At 39.7% G+C, this 19,918-nt stretch carries 13 protein-coding genes and 1 pseudogene; 9 read left to right on the forward strand and 5 right to left on the reverse strand.

The window, feature by feature from the left end; all coding sequences use genetic code 11:
- Window positions 1–348: 348 nt before the first annotated feature.
- Window positions 349–498: pseudogene (locus ACEW8O_RS12210) on the forward strand (four helix bundle protein); the annotation flags it as partial.
- A 114-nt stretch (window positions 499–612) separates the two neighbouring features.
- On the forward strand, window positions 613–2,010 hold the full coding sequence (gene lpdA, locus ACEW8O_RS12215; protein WP_373494908.1) for a dihydrolipoyl dehydrogenase: 1,398 nt from the start codon (window positions 613–615) through the stop codon (window positions 2,008–2,010).
- A gap of 640 nt (window positions 2,011–2,650) precedes the next feature.
- On the opposite strand, the gene ACEW8O_RS12220 is transcribed toward lpdA, so the two are convergent.
- A complete protein-coding gene (locus tag ACEW8O_RS12220) occupies window positions 2,651–4,189 on the reverse strand; it encodes a tetratricopeptide repeat protein (protein ID WP_373494909.1) in 1,539 nt (512 codons plus the stop codon).
- A gap of 218 nt (window positions 4,190–4,407) precedes the next feature.
- Here ACEW8O_RS12220 and ACEW8O_RS12225 point away from each other — a divergent pair, with 218 nt between their 5' ends.
- On the forward strand, window positions 4,408–4,893 hold the full coding sequence (locus ACEW8O_RS12225; RefSeq protein ID WP_373494910.1) for a peptide deformylase: 486 nt from the start codon (window positions 4,408–4,410) through the stop codon (window positions 4,891–4,893).
- 141 nt (window positions 4,894–5,034) lie between these two features.
- Here the strand turns inward: ACEW8O_RS12225 and ACEW8O_RS12230 are convergent, their stop codons facing one another.
- From ACEW8O_RS12230 to ACEW8O_RS12240, 3 genes are all read right to left on the reverse strand, one after another.
- Window positions 5,035–6,759: a tetratricopeptide repeat protein gene (locus tag ACEW8O_RS12230; RefSeq protein WP_373494911.1), complete on the reverse strand. Its 1,725-nt coding sequence runs from the start codon at window positions 6,757–6,759 to the stop codon at window positions 5,035–5,037.
- A 333-nt stretch (window positions 6,760–7,092) separates the two neighbouring features.
- Window positions 7,093–7,716 carry an L-2-amino-thiazoline-4-carboxylic acid hydrolase gene (locus ACEW8O_RS12235; RefSeq protein WP_373494912.1) on the reverse strand — a complete coding sequence of 208 codons (624 nt, stop codon included), beginning with the start codon at window positions 7,714–7,716 and terminating at the stop codon, window positions 7,093–7,095.
- Window positions 7,717–7,867: 151 nt separating this feature from the next.
- Complete coding sequence (locus ACEW8O_RS12240; protein WP_373494913.1) at window positions 7,868–8,023, reverse strand: hypothetical protein; 156 nt, start codon at window positions 8,021–8,023, stop codon at window positions 7,868–7,870.
- A 448-nt stretch (window positions 8,024–8,471) separates the two neighbouring features.
- Here ACEW8O_RS12240 and carB point away from each other — a divergent pair, with 448 nt between their 5' ends.
- Together carB and ACEW8O_RS12250 are read left to right on the forward strand one after the other, a co-directional pair.
- Complete coding sequence (carB, locus tag ACEW8O_RS12245; protein WP_373494914.1) at window positions 8,472–11,291, forward strand: carbamoyl-phosphate synthase large subunit; 2,820 nt, start codon at window positions 8,472–8,474, stop codon at window positions 11,289–11,291.
- A gap of 70 nt (window positions 11,292–11,361) precedes the next feature.
- Entirely contained in the window at window positions 11,362–11,619 is a 258-nt protein-coding gene (locus tag ACEW8O_RS12250; protein ID WP_373494915.1) for a DUF4834 family protein, read from the forward strand.
- A gap of 161 nt (window positions 11,620–11,780) precedes the next feature.
- Here the strand turns inward: ACEW8O_RS12250 and ACEW8O_RS12255 are convergent, their stop codons facing one another.
- Window positions 11,781–14,966 (reverse strand): histidine kinase N-terminal 7TM domain-containing protein, encoded by a 3,186-nt coding sequence (locus tag ACEW8O_RS12255; protein ID WP_373494916.1) that lies wholly within the window; start codon window positions 14,964–14,966, stop codon window positions 11,781–11,783.
- Between the two features lie 170 nt (window positions 14,967–15,136).
- Here ACEW8O_RS12255 and ACEW8O_RS12260 point away from each other — a divergent pair, with 170 nt between their 5' ends.
- The 4 genes from ACEW8O_RS12260 to ACEW8O_RS12275 all read left to right on the forward strand — a co-directional run bounded on the left by ACEW8O_RS12260 (window position 15,137) and on the right by ACEW8O_RS12275 (window position 19,883).
- A complete protein-coding gene (locus ACEW8O_RS12260; RefSeq protein ID WP_373494917.1) occupies window positions 15,137–15,637 on the forward strand; it encodes a hypothetical protein in 501 nt (166 codons plus the stop codon).
- 214 nt (window positions 15,638–15,851) lie between these two features.
- On the forward strand, window positions 15,852–18,464 hold the full coding sequence (gene clpB, locus ACEW8O_RS12265; protein ID WP_373494918.1) for an ATP-dependent chaperone ClpB: 2,613 nt from the start codon (window positions 15,852–15,854) through the stop codon (window positions 18,462–18,464).
- Between the two features lie 127 nt (window positions 18,465–18,591).
- Window positions 18,592–19,179: a pyridoxamine 5'-phosphate oxidase family protein gene (locus ACEW8O_RS12270; protein ID WP_373494919.1), complete on the forward strand. Its 588-nt coding sequence runs from the start codon at window positions 18,592–18,594 to the stop codon at window positions 19,177–19,179.
- Between the two features lie 134 nt (window positions 19,180–19,313).
- Window positions 19,314–19,883: a Pycsar system effector family protein gene (locus ACEW8O_RS12275; protein WP_373494920.1), complete on the forward strand. Its 570-nt coding sequence runs from the start codon at window positions 19,314–19,316 to the stop codon at window positions 19,881–19,883.
- Window positions 19,884–19,918: the final 35 nt, after the last annotated feature.

A 19,918-nucleotide genomic window follows, 5' to 3' on the forward strand; every position in this document is an offset into this window, starting at 1 on the left:
CGTCATTGGTAGTCCCCAACATTTTGAAAATGCTCAGAAAAGGAATGACATCAAGTTACCCTTTAGGCAGCCGTCATTCTGAGGCACGAAGAATCTCCAGAGGTCCTATTTATGTTTATTATGCATTTCCTGAACCTCGAGAGACCCTTCCTTAAGTCAGGGTGATTTGCCGCTCCGATTACGTCATTGGTAGTCAGGGTGACGGGCCGCTCCGATTACGTCATTGGTAGGTACGAGGGATCTCCTGAGGTTCTATTAATGTTTAATCTATCATTTCCTGAACCTCGTAAGATGCCCTATAGAATTTCGGGGAATCTCTTAGTGTAGTGAAAAGATGTTCTCAGTGTTGCTTTGGGTTCATCCTTTGAGTTGGATACCCAATTAGTGATTTCTAACAAGCTAGAATACGTAAATAATCAGGATTTTCAAAAAACAGAAAAAGAGCTTGAACATCTTCAAAACATGATTGTCAAACTTAAAATAAGTTTTAATTTATAATCAACATTTATTTTCTTGGTACTTTGTACTTAGTACATGGTACCAAGAAAAAAAGTTTTAATCTGTGAGTAACTAAATCTCAAATCTAAAATCTCACATCTAAAATCTAAATTAATGTACGACCTAATAGTAATCGGCTCCGGACCCGGAGGATATGTTGCAGCCATCAGAGCAGCCCAATTGGGTATGAAAACTGCCATTGTGGAAAAATATGCCACTCTTGGTGGTACTTGCCTCAACGTGGGTTGTATCCCCTCAAAAGCCTTGTTGGATTCTTCCGAACACTACCACAATGCGGCTCATACTTTTAAAACGCATGGGATTGACCTGAGCAATCTGAAAGTCAATCTGAAGCAGATGATCGACAGAAAGGACGATGTGGTCAAGCAGAATGTAGAGGGCATTCATTTTTTGATGAAGAAAAATAAAATTGAGGTACACCATGGCCTTGGTTCCTTTGTGGATAAAAACACCGTAAAGGTCACCAAAGATGACGGCTCTTCTGAAGATATCAAAGGTAAAAATATCATCATTGCCACCGGTTCCAAACCATCTTCTCTTCCATTTATCAAACTCGATAAGAACCGGGTCATCACCTCCACTGAAGCCCTGAATCTTAAGGAAATCCCCAAGCACATGATCGTCATTGGCGGTGGCGTGATCGGAATGGAATTGGGTTCTGTTTATGGTCGGATGGGTGCTAAAGTAACCGTAGTGGAATACATGGATTCCCTGATTCCATCCATGGACAAAACCATGGGCAAGGAATTGCAGAAGTCTTTGAAAAAGCTTGGCTTTGAGTTTTACTTGAAACACAAGGTGGTTGAGGTAGAAAACAAAGGAAAAGAAGTTATAGTAAAAGCGGAGAATTCCAAAGGAGAAACCTTGGAACTGAAAGGTGACTATACGTTGGTTTCCATTGGAAGGAGACCTTATACAGATGGATTGAATGCAGAGGCGGCAGGCGTAAAAATCACCGATAGGGGACAGGTAGAAGTGGACGACCACCTCAGAACCAATGTGCCTAACATCTATGCGATTGGTGATGTCATCAAAGGTGCCATGTTGGCCCACAAAGCAGAGGAAGAGGGTGTTTTCGTAGCAGAAGTGATCGCCGGGCAAAAACCACATATCAATTACCTTTTGATCCCGGGAGTGGTTTACACTTGGCCGGAAGTGGCAGCAGTAGGCTATACAGAAGAGGAGTTAAAAGAAAAAGGCATCAAATACAAAACCGGCAAATTCCCATTTTTGGCCTCAGGCCGGGCAAGGGCATCCATGGACACAGATGGCTTGGTCAAAGTGTTGGCGGATGCCGAAACAGACGAAATCCTGGGTGTACACATGATCGGCCCCAGAACAGCCGATATGATTGCCGAAGCAGTGGTGGCCATGGAGTTCCGGGCATCCGCGGAAGACATCGCCAGAATGTCCCACGCCCATCCAACCTATACCGAGGCATTTAAAGAGGCCTGTTTGGCAGCTACGGATAATCGGGCTTTGCATATTTAGAGGGTTGTAGGAAGTACAATATACGATGTACCAAGTACCAAGACTGAGGTTAGTGTTAAAAAATAACTTCGTCATTCAGAACGAGCTTGACTGTTCCTTATATATCAACAACCTATTTGCGAGTTAAAGCTCGCCTAGGAGAAGTTCTGGGAATTTTCATGATAACATTCTAAGGGTGAGTAAAATCCCGGAGGGATTGAACCCCGCAAGGGTATTTCCCCCGGGTGAAAAACCCGGGGGAAGATAAAAAGATGGTGATTTCATTATCCCTGAAAGGGATAAATTAATCCTCTGGACTTTAAAACTAAAACAAGCCTATTGCGAAGTTCAGCAACTCAATGATTTGATTGTGGACACTGTATTGGCTTAGCTGCGGAAATGCCTTAGAATTCCTCAAAAGTATTTGCGCTCTCGTTGTCCGAAGCCTGTGGCTTCGTGACCCTGAGTCAGGCGTTTGTAACGCCATTTTCCCTGAAAACAAATCAAGGTAGAACTGCTCCCCTCACGGATGTGAATGGAGACACTTACATTGTCAAGGGGACCTTTGATTCCGCACCTACGGAATCAAAGGTCTTTCTCTAGGATTAGAGGTTAAAAACCTTCGAGGTCCTTTCGTCGCGGTTGGGAAGACCTCAAAGATTTAAAGAACCGCCTGTTGCTTCAACAATTCCTCCGCTTCCTTTTTCCCTTTCACACTTTTGGCCCTGTTAGGTGCTAATTTCAAGGCTGATTCATATTGTTGAATGGCTTCTTCGTGCCTTCCATTTGCCACCAAAAATTCCGCATATAATTCGTGGCTGGGCTTTACAATAGTTGGAGGTCCAGCTGCTGAACCGACTTCATCTTCCAATGCTGTTGCTTTTTGGAAATAAGTTTCCGCAGCTGAATAATCTCCTTTTTCCCATGATAATAAAGCGAGGAGTTCCAGTTCCATGGTTTCAGCACTCTTAAGACCCCAAGGGGTGGTATTTTCTCTGCTTGCCCCTCCACTGCTACAAAGTGCCATTCCTGCATCCAAACTGATGGTTTTGCCAGCTGCCTCTCTTTCCTCTTTCATGATCATAAGAATTGATTCCACCTTTTCAAAATCCTTCTTATGAAAGGCTTTCATGGCATGAACAAACCTGTCTCTGCTTTTAACAGAAATGTTGAATCCGCTATGTTCAGACTCCAAATCTACCAAGGGGTTGTCCCAATCCTCTGTTTCCACAAAATAGGTTGTTTTCATAAATGCCTGATGCACATTGGTATAGAAGGACGGAGATTCTTTGGCGTAAAAAACCACATCCTCCAATAGTTTTTTAGCTTCTTCAAATTTTCCCTGTTGAAGATAGCCATACTGCAACCATTGAAAAGAATGAAGCCCCAATCCATTGTAATCGAGATTCTTTCTTTCCTTCCTGTTGACACTTGCCTGAAAGGACTCCACATTGGAGCTGACCACTTCATCCCACATGCCGAGCGAAAGATAGATATGGCTGGGCATGTGTAAGGCATGGGCAGCATCAGGAGCTACTTTTGCATAAATATCAGCCGCCTTTTTTGCCTGATGGGCATAATTGGGTTCATCATTTGCATGGATGAAATAGTGGACGGCGCCTGGATGGTCAGGATTTCTTTCCATAACTTCTTTGGCCAAAGAAGCCGCTTTTTGATAAACTTCCATATCACTGATATAGGGTATAGAACCCATTAATGCAAGGGAATAAAAGACAGTAACTTCATCATTTCCGGGATATTTCTTGTAGAGTTCTCCTAAATAGGCAGCATAGGATCTATCTCTTTCCACCTTGTTTCCTTTACCATACAGAATTTCAACAGCAGTAAAAAAATCTTTTTCAATAGTTGTCTTTGCTTTAGACAATCTTTCTTCCTGAGTTGAACCAAGCCGAAGTAGGGTTTCCTTACCTTTTTCATAATCCTGTTCCTGCCAAATAGGATGGTTGTAGGTCATGGCCTCGCCCCAATAGGCCATTACACACTCAGGATCTTCCTTTTGCGCTTCTTCGAAAGCTTCAAGGGCATCTTTGTATTCAAAACTGTGCAAAAGCAAAAGCCCTTTTAGGAAAGCTTTTTGTGCTTTTGGTTCACCGCTTACAGGAAAATCTATGTTCCCCAATGAAATTTCCAAACTTGATTTTGGCTGGCAAAAAGTAAAGGCCAGTAAGCAAATACACATAAGATATAATTTTAGAAGGAAAGAGTTAGTTTTCATAAGTGAATTTGTTTGATCTATTGGATGTATAATTTATACAAAATCAATGGTTTATGAAAGAAATGTCCTCTTGTATTTTTTCTTGAACCTATGGTCAAAGGGAATCCATTTCTCAAATTAACCAATGATCAAAATCGATTGGGGAATTGTTTAAGATTGTTTTATATATGTTAAGAATTAACATGAAAACAACTGACGACATACTTAAACTCGGTGATCCCAGACTATATGAAATCTGTGAACCGGTCCTAAAGGAAGAACTTCCCATTGTCCAAGCTTGGGTAAAAGACCTGCATGAAGCCATGGAGGATATCCGTGCCCGATATGGTTTTGGCAGGGGCATAGCTGCACCACAATTGGGAATCATGAAAAGACTGTTTTACCTGAACTTGGACAAATCCTACATCATCATCAATCCTGAAATCAAAAATCCAAGCAAAGAACTGTTTGAGATTTGGGATGATTGCATGAGTTTCCCAAACCTCTTGGTAAAAGTAAAAAGGCATCAATCCCTGACTTTGGAGTATTTGGATGAAAACTGGGAAAAACAATCCTGGAATGTAGAGGGAGCCATTTCTGAACTGGTCCAACATGAATATGACCATTTGGATGGCATCCTTTGTACCATGAGGGCAGTGGATTGGAAAGCGTTTAGGTGGAAAAGTTGAGTCTGGATATTGTAGGAATTACCATTAACAAGTCCAAATATAATTATAGAATGGAAATACCAGTAAACATTTTACCTACGAAGAATCTGGCTTGACCTTCTTTTGGTAAGTAAGTCGGGTCAATAACCCAGTCTCTTTATTTCACTTAGTCAAACAAATAGAACTTGCGAGGTAAACCAAGGTGTTTGGAGAATTCTCATCAATTTTCAATACCAAATCCTTTCTTTTCTCCCTGTCAATGCGAGAATATTTCAATTCAGAATCAGCATATTTCCATGCTATGTCAAATTGTTTCTTAATGTCTTCAGCTTCTTCTAATTTATTTTGTCCTTTTAGACTTTCATAAAGTCCCTTAAGTGCAAAGCCATTTTTTGGCCAATAACTCAAATCTTCAAGGTAAACCAACTCAGCACCGGCATAATCATTGACATTCATAAGGACATCACCCAAAAGATGCCTCACTGAAAAAAACCAATCAGGCGGTTCGTTATAAATCATACCATCTTCCAGTTCAATGGCTTGCTTCAAAATTGGAATGGCTGATATAAAGTCACCATTATTTGAAAGTATTTCCGCTTCTAAAACGTTTGATGCAATTTTACAAACCTGCTCTGCGGGGTTTAATGCCCAGATGATGATTCTTTTTACATCTTCGGATTCACTTAATTTTTTCAAAGCGTCCAATTCAATCTTGGCATCATTTGGTCGATCCAAATTTGAATAAGCCATTCCCCTTGCGTAGTGCCAAATTGCATTGGGATAGGCAAGGTCTTCATCGGGTTTTGGGCTGGCAAGGATTTTTTCCCATTGTTCAAATTTCACAAGAACGTGCATAGGTATAGTTGTGTAATGCAAAACTGTTTCGTATCCTGCTTCATGAAAATACTTTTTATCCAAGATATTTTCTGTCTTGTAAGCTGCCTCAATGGACTTTGAACCTCTCCCCTCAAAAGTTGCTGTCGCGGCAAGGAAATGGTAATTGTGTGGGTAATATAATTGGGGATATACACCTTGGGATTTGCATTCAGCAATGTAGATGCTATCCGCAATCACGGCCTGTTCATTGGCAATAGAACCTTCGCGGTAGTCTCCTGTATTGATATTAATATGTGAGGGCATATGAACCAGATGTCCAGCCGATGGCACCAAGGTCTTTAATCGTTCAGCACTCATCAAAGCTTTTTGAACATCAGGTCCTGCTTCGATGGCATGGATATATAGATGATTGGCTAAAGGATTATTTGGATTGATAGCAATGGCTTTCTCCAGCACTTCCAATAATTCCGGAGTCCAGGGCCGGGGTGCTTTACCTTTTTTTTCATAAAAATCCCAGGCATGCAAATTCATGATGGATTCGGCATACAAAGTGGCCACAAAATCATCCTTCGGAAATTCGGAATAAGCATCTTTCATCGAATCAGAATAACCCTCGTCGTTTGTAATCAAAGAGTCAGCGGGGAATTTAATTCGGATCGCATTGATGACTGCCTTTTCCCATGGAGTAGCATTATTGCCGAACCTCACAGCATTTTTGACGGCACTCCTAATGTCATGGATGGCGCCCATATTTTCCCCACCTGAATTGTAGTTTGGGCCAAGCACATAGGCAATGCCCCAATAGCCCATGGCAAATGTGGAGTCCTGTCTAATTGATTCGCGAAATGACCGTTCGGCTTCGGCATGATTAAATCCATTAGCCATGATTATTCCCTGGTTGAAAAAAAGTTGGGCGTACTCAGAGTTGGTGGTCACCTTTACTTTATAGTTGCCAATGTTTTTGAGAATAGGAGCTTCAAAACTTGGTCTTTTGTCCGTACACTGTGTCAAACCTAGAATCAATAAAAGGAAGAGAGAGAGTCGTTTCATAGCTATATGGTTTTTGGTTAGAAGTCAACATTTAAAAAAATTAATACTGTCACTCTACTTTCAAAATGGCTTGTCGATCAATTGCGGCAATAACCTGAAGCAATTTAATTAATTTTCGGATTTTTCATGTCCTAATGGCGTGTTGAAATCACCGTATACCATATACTTTCTTAGGGGCTTTTGTGTGTCCGTTTATTTTATTTAAAATATCAGGAATGGTGAAACATCAGAATATGAGAAAAAGGATTGGCTTTAAAACGTAAAAATTTTTCCAAGCATGTTTATTTCTTTCACTCCAGAACTGTTTCCCGCACCATAAAAAGTTATGGTAATTCAAATTTCCCGCTTAAATCTAAAGTCACACTTTTTTGCCCCATTTGCGATTGTGCCTGACCGGATAAGTTTGAGACCTGCCAATGAAGAAGTGATTTCATCTACTTCACAAAGTATGGAAGCATACCTAGAGTAATTATACTTCTGAAAGAGTTTACAGATCCCACATTCAATAATGTCTATGCCATATCCTATACCAAATGTTTCTGTTTTGTCAGTAATAATATTGGCTATAAATCCTTCACTGTTTGAATTGGTGCTTGTTCTCTTGTGAAATTGCTTTATAAGAATCTGACCAAACAAAGTGTTCGTGAGTTTTGGTAAAAGTCTCTTGAAAAATGCCTGTGCTTTGTTTTTTGGTTGAACATATGCTGTTACAATCTGAAGGCATATTTGCCTTATGGTATCAAAAGATTCACCTTTCTCATCAAGCGTTTTGATCAATGCCAAAAAGTAAGCGCTAAAGTCCAACCGTTTGTCAATCGGGTTTTTTGAAGTTATGGCAAATGCCGTACTGACTGAAATAGTACTATAATGTCTATCCGTATCGGCAATGATTTTGTCAAACTCATTTGGGAAAAAGACCTGTAAAATTTTATTGAAATATCCTCTATAATTTTCCATTCAGGTTCGGGAGGCTGATTTTACCATTCCTGGATTACAATACCCAATTGCTTGTCCATTAGTGCCTCACTAATATTTTTATGAATGTACGCAATGATGCCAGTAAAATAGTAATTCAATTTAATTCTTGCAATTGAAAAATACGGCAAATTCACCAATAATCAACCTTCGTCAACTCTTTGAACCTACCCGATACAGGCGGGCTTGGATTCCTATCCTCCCGTACTCCTCCCGACCATGTTCCGTCTCTCTCCCGACCATTCGCCGACTTTTTGCTAAAATCCAAGAATTCATATAATTTTTTCAAGTGGGCTGTTTAAAAACCCAAATTCCGCTGTTCTGCATTTGGAATCCACAAAAACACGGATCCTAAGTGTAGAAATAGACTTTCGGCGGCAGGGAGTAACCCCCTATCGGGATGCAATTATCAGCTAATATCCCTGTTCAAATTCAATCTCCTCCTCCCTACATATACAATTCCAGTGGGTGGTGGATGGGTGTGAATTTCAAATACGCCATAGCCAAACCATCACTATAGCTTATAGATGCAATTGGTATTTTCTATCAAAATTCATTTAAAGCTTGGTCTTACAAATGGTAATAATAAACAATAAAATACGGTAGGTTCAGCCGACAGCAGTAGAATTTTGATTTATACTCCCCTTTTTTTGAAAGCAGTCGGGCTACTTAAATTTATTTCCCTATTTTTGCACCAATTTAGCCATAAGTAAAAACCTTTTAAAACCTCATTTAGAATGCCTAAGGATACCAGTATCAAACACGTTCTCATCATCGGTTCAGGTCCCATCGTTATCGGTCAAGCTTGCGAATTTGATTATGCAGGTTCCCAAGCCTCCCGTTCTCTCAGGGAAGAAGGCATCAAGGTAACCTTGATCAATTCCAATCCAGCCACCATCATGACGGATCCGGTTACTGCTGATAATGTGTATTTACTTCCATTGGAGAAGAAATCCATCATCAAAATCCTTCAGGAACATCCTGATATTGATAGTGTACTCCCGACCATGGGTGGACAGACAGCTTTGAATCTTGCCTTGGATTGTGATAAAGCCGGAATCTGGAAGAAATTCGGTGTCAGGATGATAGGTGTGGATATTGATGCCATCGATACGGCAGAAAATAGAGAAAAATTCAAAGCCTTGATGGAGAAAATCGGTGTTGGTGTTTGCTTGGGTGCCACGGCTACTTCTTTCCTTCAGGGAAATGAAATAGCACAGAAAATAGGCTTCCCTTTGATCATCAGGGCATCTTATACTCTTGGTGGTGCCGGTGGTGGTTTTGTGGAAAAAGCAGAGGATTTTGAAAAAGCACTTGTAACTGGATTGCAGGCATCTCCGGTACATGAGGTGTTGATTGAGCAGAGTATCATGGGTTGGAAGGAATACGAACTGGAAGTGATGCGTGACAATATCGGCAATATGATTGTCATCTGTTCCATCGAAAATTTTGACCCTATGGGGGTACATACAGGGGATTCCATCACCGTTGCCCCTGCAATGACACTTCCGGATACCGTTTATCAGCGCATGAGAAACCATGCGATCACCATGATGAACAGTATCGGAACTTTTGCCGGTGGTTGCAATGTACAGTTTGCGGTGAGCCCCGACAATAAAGAAATTATAGGTGTTGAAATCAATCCCAGGGTTTCCCGTTCTTCTGCCCTGGCTTCCAAAGCCACAGGTTATCCAATAGCTAAAGTAGCCGCTAAGCTAGCTGTAGGGTATAATTTGGATGAATTGAGCAATTCTATAACCGGAACCACATCAGCATTTTTTGAGCCTGCCCTTGACTATGTCATTGTGAAAATCCCAAGGTGGAACTTTGACAAGTTCAAAGGTTCTGACCGTAGGTTGGGTTTATCGATGAAGTCTGTGGGCGAAGTAATGGGAATCGGAAGAAACTTCCAAGAAGCGCTTCAAAAAGCCTGTCAGTCTCTTGAAATCAAAAGAAATGGATTAGGGGCCGACGGCAAAGAATTGAAAAATCAGGAAGAAATTCTGTACAGCTTGGCCCATCCAAGTTGGAACAGGCTTTTTCATATTTATGATGCCTTTAAGCTTGGGATTTCTTTTAGAACTATCCAGGACCTGACCAAAATAGACAAATGGTTCCTAAAGCAGATTGAGGAATTGATCCATCTTGAAAATGAGATGGAAAAATTTGATTTGGAAACCATTCCAAGGGAATTGATGGAGAAGGCCAAAAAGAAAGGCTATGCAGACAGACAGATTGCCCATTTATTGGATTGCCTTGAAAGTGAAGTCTTTGACAAGAGATACAAAGAAATGGGCATCAAAAGGGTATATAAACTTGTGGATACCTGCGCAGCGGAATTTGAAGCCAGGACGCCATATTATTATTCGACCTTCGGAGAGGAAAATGAATCCATACCTTCCGACAAAAAGAAAGTAGTGGTCCTAGGTTCAGGCCCCAACAGGGTTGGGCAGGGGATTGAATTTGATTATTCCTGTGTGCACGGAGTGTTGGCCGCCAAAGAATGTGGCTACGAAACCATCATGATCAATTGCAATCCTGAAACGGTATCCACTGATTTTGATATTTCTGACAAACTTTACTTTGAGCCTGTATTTTGGGAACATATTTATGAAATCATCCTTCAGGAAAATCCTATAGGCGTGATAGTACAATTGGGAGGTCAGACCGCATTGAAGCTGGCTGAGAAATTGGATAAATATGGAGTCAAAATAGTCGGGACAAGTTTTGAGGCGCTGGATTTGGCCGAGGATAGAGGCCGTTTTTCAACATTATTGAAAGAAAATGATGTTCCTTATCCTGAATTTGGAACCATACATAATACCGATGAAGCCCTGGAGCTTTGTAAAACACTGGGTTTTCCACTGCTGGTCAGACCATCGTATGTATTGGGAGGTCAAAGCATGAAGATTGTCATCAACGAAAAAGAGCTAGAAGAACATGTGGTCAATGTCCTCAGGGATATTCCCAATAATGAAATCCTTCTTGACCACTTTTTGGAAGGTGCGATTGAGGCGGAAGCAGATGCCATTTGTGATGGTGAAAATGTCTATATCATAGGAATCATGCAGCATATAGAACCTGCCGGAATCCATTCCGGGGATTCTTATGCTGTCTTGCCTCCTTACAATTTGGGGGATTATGTGATGAGACAGATTGAAACCTATACCAAAAAAATTGCACTCGCATTGAGGACCGTAGGATTGATCAATATTCAGTTTGCCATCAAAAATGACAAGGTTTATGTCATTGAAGCGAACCCAAGAGCCTCGCGTACCGTTCCCTTTATCTGCAAAGCCTATCAGGAACCGTATGTGAATTATGCCACGAAGGTAATGTTGGGAGAGAATAAAGTGACTGATTTTGAATTCAATCCGGTGAAAAAGGGTTATGCCATCAAGGAACCGATTTTCTCTTTCCACAAATTCCCCAATGTCAATAAGGAATTGGGACCTGAAATGAAATCAACAGGTGAATCCATCTATTTTATCGATGATTTGATGGATGATTACTTCTTGAAGATTTATGCCGAAAGAAACCTTTATCTAAGTAGATAGAGACAAGAACCAAGAACCAAGAATCAAGATTCGTCTTGGTTCTTTGTTCTAATATCTAATAGTCTAAAATATGGGATTTATATTTAAATTTCTTCTGATTGCCATTGCATTGTCCTGGATATTTTCCAAGCTTTTACAGTTCTTTCTTAAAAGCAAACTGAAGCAGTTTGTAGATCACGCCAATAACCTTAAGAGAGAGGAAGACTTCAGGAAAAAACCACAGAAGGATACGATCAATGTGGACCATATTCCACAGGAATACCAGGAAAAAAAATCTAAAGAAATCAGGGGCGGAGATTATATCGACTATGAAGAAGTGAAAGAGTGATTTTACTTTGTGAAAGAGGTCGATGAATCAGAGCATTATTTCTTTCAAAAAAAATTGCCATATTCAATAATGATGAATTTGGGCTGTCCTACAGGTAATCAATTCAACAAAGTTTTAGATTCGAAATGATAGTTGTCGGCAATGGAGGCCAGGCGGCACTATCAACCGAACTTTTCCATCTCTGCATGAAGGGATTTCAGTATTTTTTCAAGTTCCTCACTTAACTTATCAATGACAACATGACTTACCTCATCAAAACTCCCAAGGCCTTCTACCGCCGAAGAATAGGTTACCAGATCCTCCAAGTTTAAATTCAAGCCAACTCCTTTTAAGGCATGTCCGGTTTGCTTGATGGAATGGATGTTTTGTTCTTCTAAATTCCTTTTTAAGGTGATTTTCAGTTTGGCGATATTGGCATAACTGACTTCTAAAAGTTCCTTATAAAAATCAGGGTCACTGTGCCTATACTCTTCCAGTTTTGTAAGTTTGAGATTGGTTTGATCCTTTGGGGAGTTATTGATCTCTGATAAAGGATCTAAGTATTTTTTGATCATTTCTGCAATATCCGAAACCAGGACCGGTTTGCTTAAATAATCATTCATACCTGCTTCTATACACCTGTGTTGTTCTCCCTTGACAGTTCCTGCCGTCAATGCTACGATTGGTGTTTGGATTTCAGTTTCCAGAAGACGGATATTTTTTGTGGCTTCATAGCCGCTCATTTCCGGCATTTGGATGTCCATAAATATCATATCAGGTTTTTCTTTTTCATATTGGGCTACTGCTTCAAGCCCATTATAAGCTTCAAATATAATGGCAGAAGGAATCAGGCTTTTAACAATAGACTTTGCCAATAACATATTGACAGGGTTATCATCAACTAAAAGAATTTTACGGGTAGATTTAGAAGTCTTATCCGAAATGGAAATAAGGTTTGTGTGTACTTCATTCTTCGGAATTTGATCTTCGGTTTCTTTCCTTTCTGATGAAAGTGGTAGATCCAAAGAAAAACAGAATTCACTTCCTTTACCTACTTCGGTTTTCAATATCAACTTACTGCCCATTAAGTCCAGCAACTTACTACAAATGGTGAGACCTAGTCCGGTTCCGCCGTATTTCCGTGTCGTGGAATTATCTTCCTGTGCAAAAGCCTCAAAAATTATTTTTTCTTTTTCCTTTGAGATACCTATGCCTGAGTCGATGACAGAAAACGACACTCCGTGTAGATCTGTATCATCGATTTGCTCACCTTTAATCGCTAATTCTATATATCCTTTTGGTGTAAATTTTGCAGCATTGCTCAGTAAATTGATCAAGACCTGCTTCAATCTTGTCGTATCCACATGGGCATATTCGGGCAGGTCTTTGTCAATAGTCAGGATCAGTTCCAGGTTATTATCCTTGGCAAAAGGTTGAATAATCTTCAGTGTATCAGTTGATAGTTCTCTTAAATTGACCCAATCAGGATTAAGTTCAAGTTTTCCGGCTTCGATTTTGGAAAAATCCAGAATATCATTGATCAGGTCAAGTAATAAATTTCCGGATTGAATGATTGATTTCAAAAATCCCTTTTGATTGTCATCTAGGGATGTTTTCATCAAAAGATCAGAAAAACCGATTACCCCGTTGAGCGGCGTTCGGATTTCATGACTCATGTTGGCCAGAAATTCAGATTTGGCTACGCTGGCTTCTTTGGCCTGTTCCATGGACTGGATCAAACTCTTTTCCAGATTTTTCCTCTCAATGGCATTGGAAATACTGTCTGCAAAACTGATCAAAAGGGCAGTTTCGGCCTCACTCCAATTTCTTTCATTGGTACAATCGTCAAATCCTACATATCCCCAGAAATATTCCTTGACATAAATAGGAATCAACAAGATAGACTTGATTTCCTGACTTTCGAGTAGCTCCTTCAGTTCAGGATCATTGTCTATTTTGGACACAATAGCATGATAGGGCCGGTTTTTCAACATAGCCTGTGTGCCCTCCCCAAAAAGGCCTACAGGAAGTCCCTGAAGATCCGGGTTGTCAATTTCGGGCGGGACACCCAATGCACTCCATTCGTACCTTTGATGGCAAAAGATATTTCCCTCTTCATCATGAAAATTCTCAAACAGATAGGCTCTGTCCACACCTGCACCGTCTCCCAACAGGGCCATTGCTTTTTGGGTTGCTGTGGGGAAGTGTTGGTTGGACAACAATTCTTTTGTAGCAAATGCAATTGAAGTCAACATTTTTTCATTTCTCACCAAGTATGCATTGGCATTTTGAAGCTTCAGTTCATTGGCTTTGATGATTTCTTCCGTTGACTTTTGATTTGAAATATCGCGGATAAACAGGTATTGGAAATGAGGTAATTTGGTGTTGTAGGGTTCTTTTTCTATATCTTTCAGATATACAGCAAAAGTCTTATTTTCATCTGCCAATTTGATTTCAATCATTTCGCCGGGTTTTTCACCGGTGAAAAGTGAATCAAACTCCTTTGACAATTTTCTGATCTGATCAATGTTTGATACTTTCAATTTGGTCATCTTTGAAAAGAATTTTTCGGCAGCGCGATTGGATGCGACCAATTCTCCTTCCAAATTGATGATCAAAACCCCATCAGAGATATTTTCAAAAATAGTTTTGAATGCTATTGGGTTTGCCCTGAACAATTGTTGGCGGAACAAAGCCCAAAAAAATAAACCACCACTTAATGCCAGAAAGAATGGTAAAGGGTCTAAACCAAAAGGATAATATCCAAATACCACTACAATGTAAGCAATCCATGGAACGATGGTTCCCAATAGCATGACCAAGACCTGTTTTCTGTACGAATAGGGTATGGTACTGAACATCCTGACCAGCAGAAAATTAGAAATCAAAATCAAAAAGGAATTATATCCTGCATATATCCAATGCATTGGGCCTCGGACAAGGTGTTTTGAAATAAAATAAGAATTGTCAATAGCGGAAATTTTTTTGTAAAAAAGATGGTGAAAGTCATTGGACAAAACAAGAACAAGGAATAAAACAGAAAGTCCAAACATCCCCGATACCCAATGTGGATTGATGTACTTTGCCTGGTCTGAATATTTTAGAACTAAAAGCAATAAAAAAGGAGCAACAAATACACCACCAACAAATTCAAGTTTATGAAAGAAATTGAGACTTTCAGCACTTGCGACCAACAAACTTGTTCCATAAAAAAATGAATATATAAAACAGGCAAACATCAATAATGAAAAATATTTTTCTCCATATTGATTTTGGCGTTTGAAAGAAAACACTGTGAATGCTATAAATAACAGGCTCGTAATGAAAACCGGTATAGCGTATGGGTTAAAATAAAATTCGGGATTCATACTGCTTTCGATACAAGAAATTGTATTCTCATGTTTAAAATAGGTGAATTTAGCAAAGTAAAAATAATTGTTTTGTGGTCTAAAAAAAATAAATGGACATCAAAAAAATACAAATGATTATTGAACTTCTATGGAAGTTAGATTATATTTGGATTAAAAATAATCTTAAAATGAAAAAATACTCATTTTTGATGACATTAATTTTATCCTTGGCTTTTTCCAATGCTGCTTTTGCACAAGAAAAAGTAAAATTAAGCAAGGAAGAAAAAGTGGAAGCGAAAAAAGCTTTACAGGAAGAAAAAAGAGCCGCTGCACTACAAAAAACTCAGGACAAGGCTGCTTTAAAAGAAAAAAAGCAAAAAGAAGCTGCTGAAAAGGCTGAACTCAAGAGAATCAAAAATCTGCAGGTAGCACAAAAAAATTACGATAAAGCTTTGACAGCCATGCAAAAAGCCGAGATCAAACTTGCCAAACAAAACCTTAAATATGAAAAGGCAAAACTAAAGGATAAAACCACGGATGTGAATTTGGCTAAAATGGAGTTGAACATGAGGAAAAGTGAAATAGCAATTCAACAGGCAGAGGCCAATGCTGATAGGTATCAGCGGGATATAGACAGGTATAGTTTAAATAAGGAGGAAAAGGAAGTTGAATTTGAGGACGAAAACTGATTTTACCAAACTCCAAAAAAGCCACTATTCGATAAGGAACGGTGGCTTTTTTTATGTCAAAAAGTCTTGATAATTAAGAATAGGAGGAATTTTCAGGACATTATTTCCGAATTTTTTACCTAATTTGAATTGGTGGAAGATTTGATCGTATGGTGAGACCAACTCATTTCTAATGAGGTAAACTGAAAAGGTAACAGATAACCACATACATATCATGGATTTCAAACTATTCACCATCAAATCCCAGGAAGCCATCCAAAAAGCAGTGGAGGTAACTTCGGCCGGGCAGCAACAGGCCATAGAACCTGCCCACTTGTTAAAAGGCATTTTTTCTGAAGATGAAAACGTAACCGAATTTTTATTCAAAAAGTTAGGTGTAAATAAAATACTAATCAGTCAAAAAACAGACGATCTGATCAAATCCTACCCAAAGGTAAGCGGGCAGCAGCCTTATTTGTCCAACACCTCCAATCAGGTTTTGTCCAAAGCAAAGGATTACCTCAAGACATTCGGAGATGAGTTTATTGCGATTGAGCATTTGTTATTGGCAATTTTGGGAGGGAATGATAAGGCTGCCCAATTGTTAAAAGATCAAGGCCTTTCTGAAAAACCTTTGATAGAGGCAATAAAAGAACTTAGACAAGGAAATAAAGTGACAGATCAAAATGCGGAATCAAAATACAGGGCTTTGGAAAAATACTCCAAAAACCTTAATGAATTGGCTAAAAAGGGTAAAATAGATCCTGTGATTGGCCGGGATGAAGAAATAAGAAGGGTGCTTCAGATTTTGGCCAGACGGACCAAAAACAATCCGATACTTCTCGGTGAACCCGGAGTGGGCAAGACGGCCATTGTGGAGGGATTGGCCCAGAGAATCATCAGTGGTGATGTTCCCGAAAACCTGAAGTCCAAGACTTTGATCTCCTTGGATATGGGATTGTTGGTAGCCGGTGCCAAATACAAAGGAGAATTTGAGGAAAGGCTAAAAGCGGTGATCAAGGAAGTGACTGACTCGGATGGTGAAATCATTCTTTTTATTGATGAAATCCACACTTTGATCGGAGCGGGTGGAGGAGGTGAAGGTGCCATGGATGCAGCCAACTTGCTCAAACCCGCTTTGGCTAGAGGCGAATTGCATGCAATTGGAGCCACCACGCTGAAGGAATACCAAAAGTATATTGAAAAGGACAAGGCCCTGGAAAGGAGGTTTCAGTCTGTGATGGTCAATGAACCGGATGCAGCGGATGCCATTTCCATCTTGCGTGGTATCAAAGACAAATATGAACTTCACCATGGTGTGAGGATCAAAGATGATGCAGTCATTGCTGCGGTCGAACTTTCCCAAAGGTATATTTCAGATAGATTTCTTCCCGATAAGGCCATAGATCTCATGGATGAAGCTGCGGCGAAATTGAGGATGGAAATAGACTCACTTCCGCAGGAGTTGGATGAACTCAACAGGAAGATTATGCAACTGGAGATTGAAAGAGAGGCTATCAGGAGAGAAAACAATAAAGACAAGGAGACTGTACTCAGTAAAGAGATTGCAGAACTTTCGGAAAAAAGGCAAAACCTCAAGGCCAAATGGGAAAGCGAAAAATCTGTCATCACCGGTATAAGAACTGAAAAGGAGAACATTGATAAGCTAAAACTGGAAGCCGAACAAGCAGAAAGAGCGGGGGATTTTGGAAAGGTGGCTGAAATCCGTTATGGTAAAATAGTTGAAGCTGAAAATAGACTTGACCAATTCAAAAAGCAATTGGAAGAAATGCAAGAAGGTTCTCCCTTGCTTAAAGAGGAAGTGGATAATGAGGATATAGCTGCTGTAGTTTCAAAATGGACAGGTATCCCTTTGTCCAAGATGATTCAAAGTGAAAGAGAAAAATTATTGCACCTGGAAGATGAATTGGGAAAAAGGGTTGCCGGACAAAAAGAAGCGATTACGGCATTGGCAGATGCAGTGAGGAGAAGTAGGGCCGGGCTTCAGGATCCAAAGCGTCCGATTGGTTCATTCATATTTATGGGGACCACAGGAGTTGGAAAAACAGAATTGGCAAAGGCACTTGCGGAATATCTCTTCAATGATGACAATGCCATGGTCAGGATTGACATGTCCGAGTATCAGGAAAGACATGCCGTCAGTAGGTTGGTTGGAGCACCTCCGGGATATGTCGGATATGATGAAGGAGGTCAATTGACAGAAGCGGTTAGAAGAAAGCCATATTCTGTGGTGCTACTTGATGAAATAGAAAAAGCCCATCCGGATGTCTTCAATATTCTGCTTCAAGTACTTGATGATGGCCGGTTGACAGATAATAAAGGCAGAATTGCCAATTTTAAGAACACCATCATTATCCTTACCACCAATATAGGATCTCATCTGATTCAGGAAAGGTTTTCCGATATGGAAGAATGGAATAAGGAAGAAATAATGGAAAAGACCAAATCAGAGGTTTATGACCTTCTCAAAAAATCAGTCAGACCGGAATTTCTCAATAGGATCGATGAAACGATCATGTTTGAACCGCTCAATCAAAAGGTCATCCGCAAAATTGTGGACATTCAGTGGAGGGAAATTCAAAAAAGACTTTCGGAATCCAATATAGAAATAGATGCAACCCAAGAAGTTTTGGATCATTTGGGAGAAGTGGGGTTTGATCCCCAATTTGGGGCCAGGCCTCTGAAAAGAACCATGCAAAGGTTGATCCTGAATGAACTGTCCAAGCAGATTCTTTCTGGATACATCAAAAATGATTCTGCTGTGTTGGTAGATCTTGATGCAGAAAAGCAGGTTTATTTCAAAAATATAGATACAGTGGAAGTGTAATAGTCAAAATCTTTCAAAATTATAAATAGCGTAGAGCTTCCTCTGCGCTTTTTTTCTTTCCGTACATTTCAAACATATATACATCTGAATGGGTATATTTTGAGTTGGATTTAAAAAAAATCTAGATATGCTGTTTTCCTGTGAAGATTCTTTAGATGATATTTTTCATGCTATCAGGCATGAGTTGAACCGTGGTGCTTTGGATTCAAAGCATCCTTTTAGGTTTGTTTCATTTGCGACCCAGGGGAAAGAAGGTCCTGATGTTAGGTATGTGGTATTGCGTAAGATAGACAAGGACTTTAACTTTTACTTCTTCACAGACGCAAGGTCCACTAAAGTATCGCAATTGATGGATGATGGGAATGTTGTACTCCTTTTTTATCATCCTGGAAAACGTACTCAGATCAAGGTAACAGGTAAAGCTGAAATCCACATCAAAAATGAACTCAGTGAATCTTTTTGGTCCAGTGTACAAGGAGAGTCAAAAAAAACCTATAACTCCGTTTTAGCACCAGGGACCATAATTCCGGAACCTGAAAAAGCATATCTTTGGTCAGCCGAAATGAATGACTCGCATTTCTGCTTGATCAAATTTAGCCCATCACAAGTTGAAGGGTTGCAATTGAATGGCTTGACACATATCAGGGTTCAGTTCAAAAAGGCGGAAATTGATGATGGTAACAGCGAATGGTCTTCAGTATGGTTGGTACCTTGACCTATTTTGTCTAATTTTTTTCGTTCGGGCAATAAGTCAAGAAGTAGGAGATTTTAAAATTTTCACCCTATTTTAGTCCTGATCATAAAACATAAATTTTATTTGTAAATTAAGCCCCAATAATATAAGCCTGTATGGAAGAACAGAAAATCTCGAAAAAGGAAAAAGACACTTCAGTCAGAGAACGGCAAACCTTTTTTAGGGTTACTTTTAAAAACAATTGCAACTTACTTCAGATTGCCGACAACAAAGCCAATATGATCATCAGTATCAATGCTTTGGTGATTTCCTCCATCGTTGCAATAGCTGGGTATGGTACAATTTCGGATGAACTCGATCTCGCAGGATCTAAAATGATTCTTCCCATCGCATTGATTCTGATCTCATGCCTTGCGTCTACAATACTAGCAGTTCAGGCAGCTAAACCGAAAATTATCGATAAAAACCAGGACTTTCAGAATAGGGGTAAAGCAAGCTTATTATTCTTTGGCGAAGTGGCCAATTATACACTGCCTGAGTATTTAACAGAGGTTGAAAAAATCCTGCCGAAGGAAAAAGAGATCAATGAACAAATGTCAATCGCAGTTTATTATCAGGGGAAAGTGCTAAAAAGAAAATACAATATGCTTGGATATGCCTACAATATATTTTTGATGGGTATAGTTTTTGGTGTTTTGGTTTTTCTGATATATATGTTTTCCTAAGCAAATAAATGTTGATATTTAAATTTTGAATTTTT

Origin of the sequence: Aquiflexum sp., assembly GCF_041749095.1 — a bacterium.
Taxonomy (GTDB): Bacteria; Bacteroidota; Bacteroidia; order Cytophagales; family Cyclobacteriaceae; genus Aquiflexum.

What these genes read in the sequence shown, in the direction of transcription:
- lpdA (WP_373494908.1), top strand. Translation starts at nt 613, where the DNA reads ATGTACGACCTAATAGTAATCGGCTCCGGACCCGGAGGATATGTTGCA.
- ACEW8O_RS12220 (WP_373494909.1), bottom strand. Translation starts at nt 4,189, where the DNA reads ATGTGTATTTGCTTACTGGCCTTTACTTTTTGCCAGCCAAAATCAAGT.
- ACEW8O_RS12225 (WP_373494910.1), top strand. Translation starts at nt 4,408, where the DNA reads ATGAAAACAACTGACGACATACTTAAACTCGGTGATCCCAGACTATAT.
- ACEW8O_RS12230 (WP_373494911.1), bottom strand. Translation starts at nt 6,759, where the DNA reads ATGAAACGACTCTCTCTCTTCCTTTTATTGATTCTAGGTTTGACACAG.
- ACEW8O_RS12235 (WP_373494912.1), bottom strand. Translation starts at nt 7,716, where the DNA reads ATGGAAAATTATAGAGGATATTTCAATAAAATTTTACAGGTCTTTTTC.
- carB (WP_373494914.1), top strand. Translation starts at nt 8,472, where the DNA reads ATGCCTAAGGATACCAGTATCAAACACGTTCTCATCATCGGTTCAGGT.
- ACEW8O_RS12250 (WP_373494915.1), top strand. Translation starts at nt 11,362, where the DNA reads ATGGGATTTATATTTAAATTTCTTCTGATTGCCATTGCATTGTCCTGG.
- ACEW8O_RS12255 (WP_373494916.1), bottom strand. Translation starts at nt 14,966, where the DNA reads ATGAATCCCGAATTTTATTTTAACCCATACGCTATACCGGTTTTCATT.
- ACEW8O_RS12260 (WP_373494917.1), top strand. Translation starts at nt 15,137, where the DNA reads ATGAAAAAATACTCATTTTTGATGACATTAATTTTATCCTTGGCTTTT.
- clpB (WP_373494918.1), top strand. Translation starts at nt 15,852, where the DNA reads ATGGATTTCAAACTATTCACCATCAAATCCCAGGAAGCCATCCAAAAA.
- ACEW8O_RS12270 (WP_373494919.1), top strand. Translation starts at nt 18,592, where the DNA reads ATGCTGTTTTCCTGTGAAGATTCTTTAGATGATATTTTTCATGCTATC.
- ACEW8O_RS12275 (WP_373494920.1), top strand. Translation starts at nt 19,314, where the DNA reads ATGGAAGAACAGAAAATCTCGAAAAAGGAAAAAGACACTTCAGTCAGA.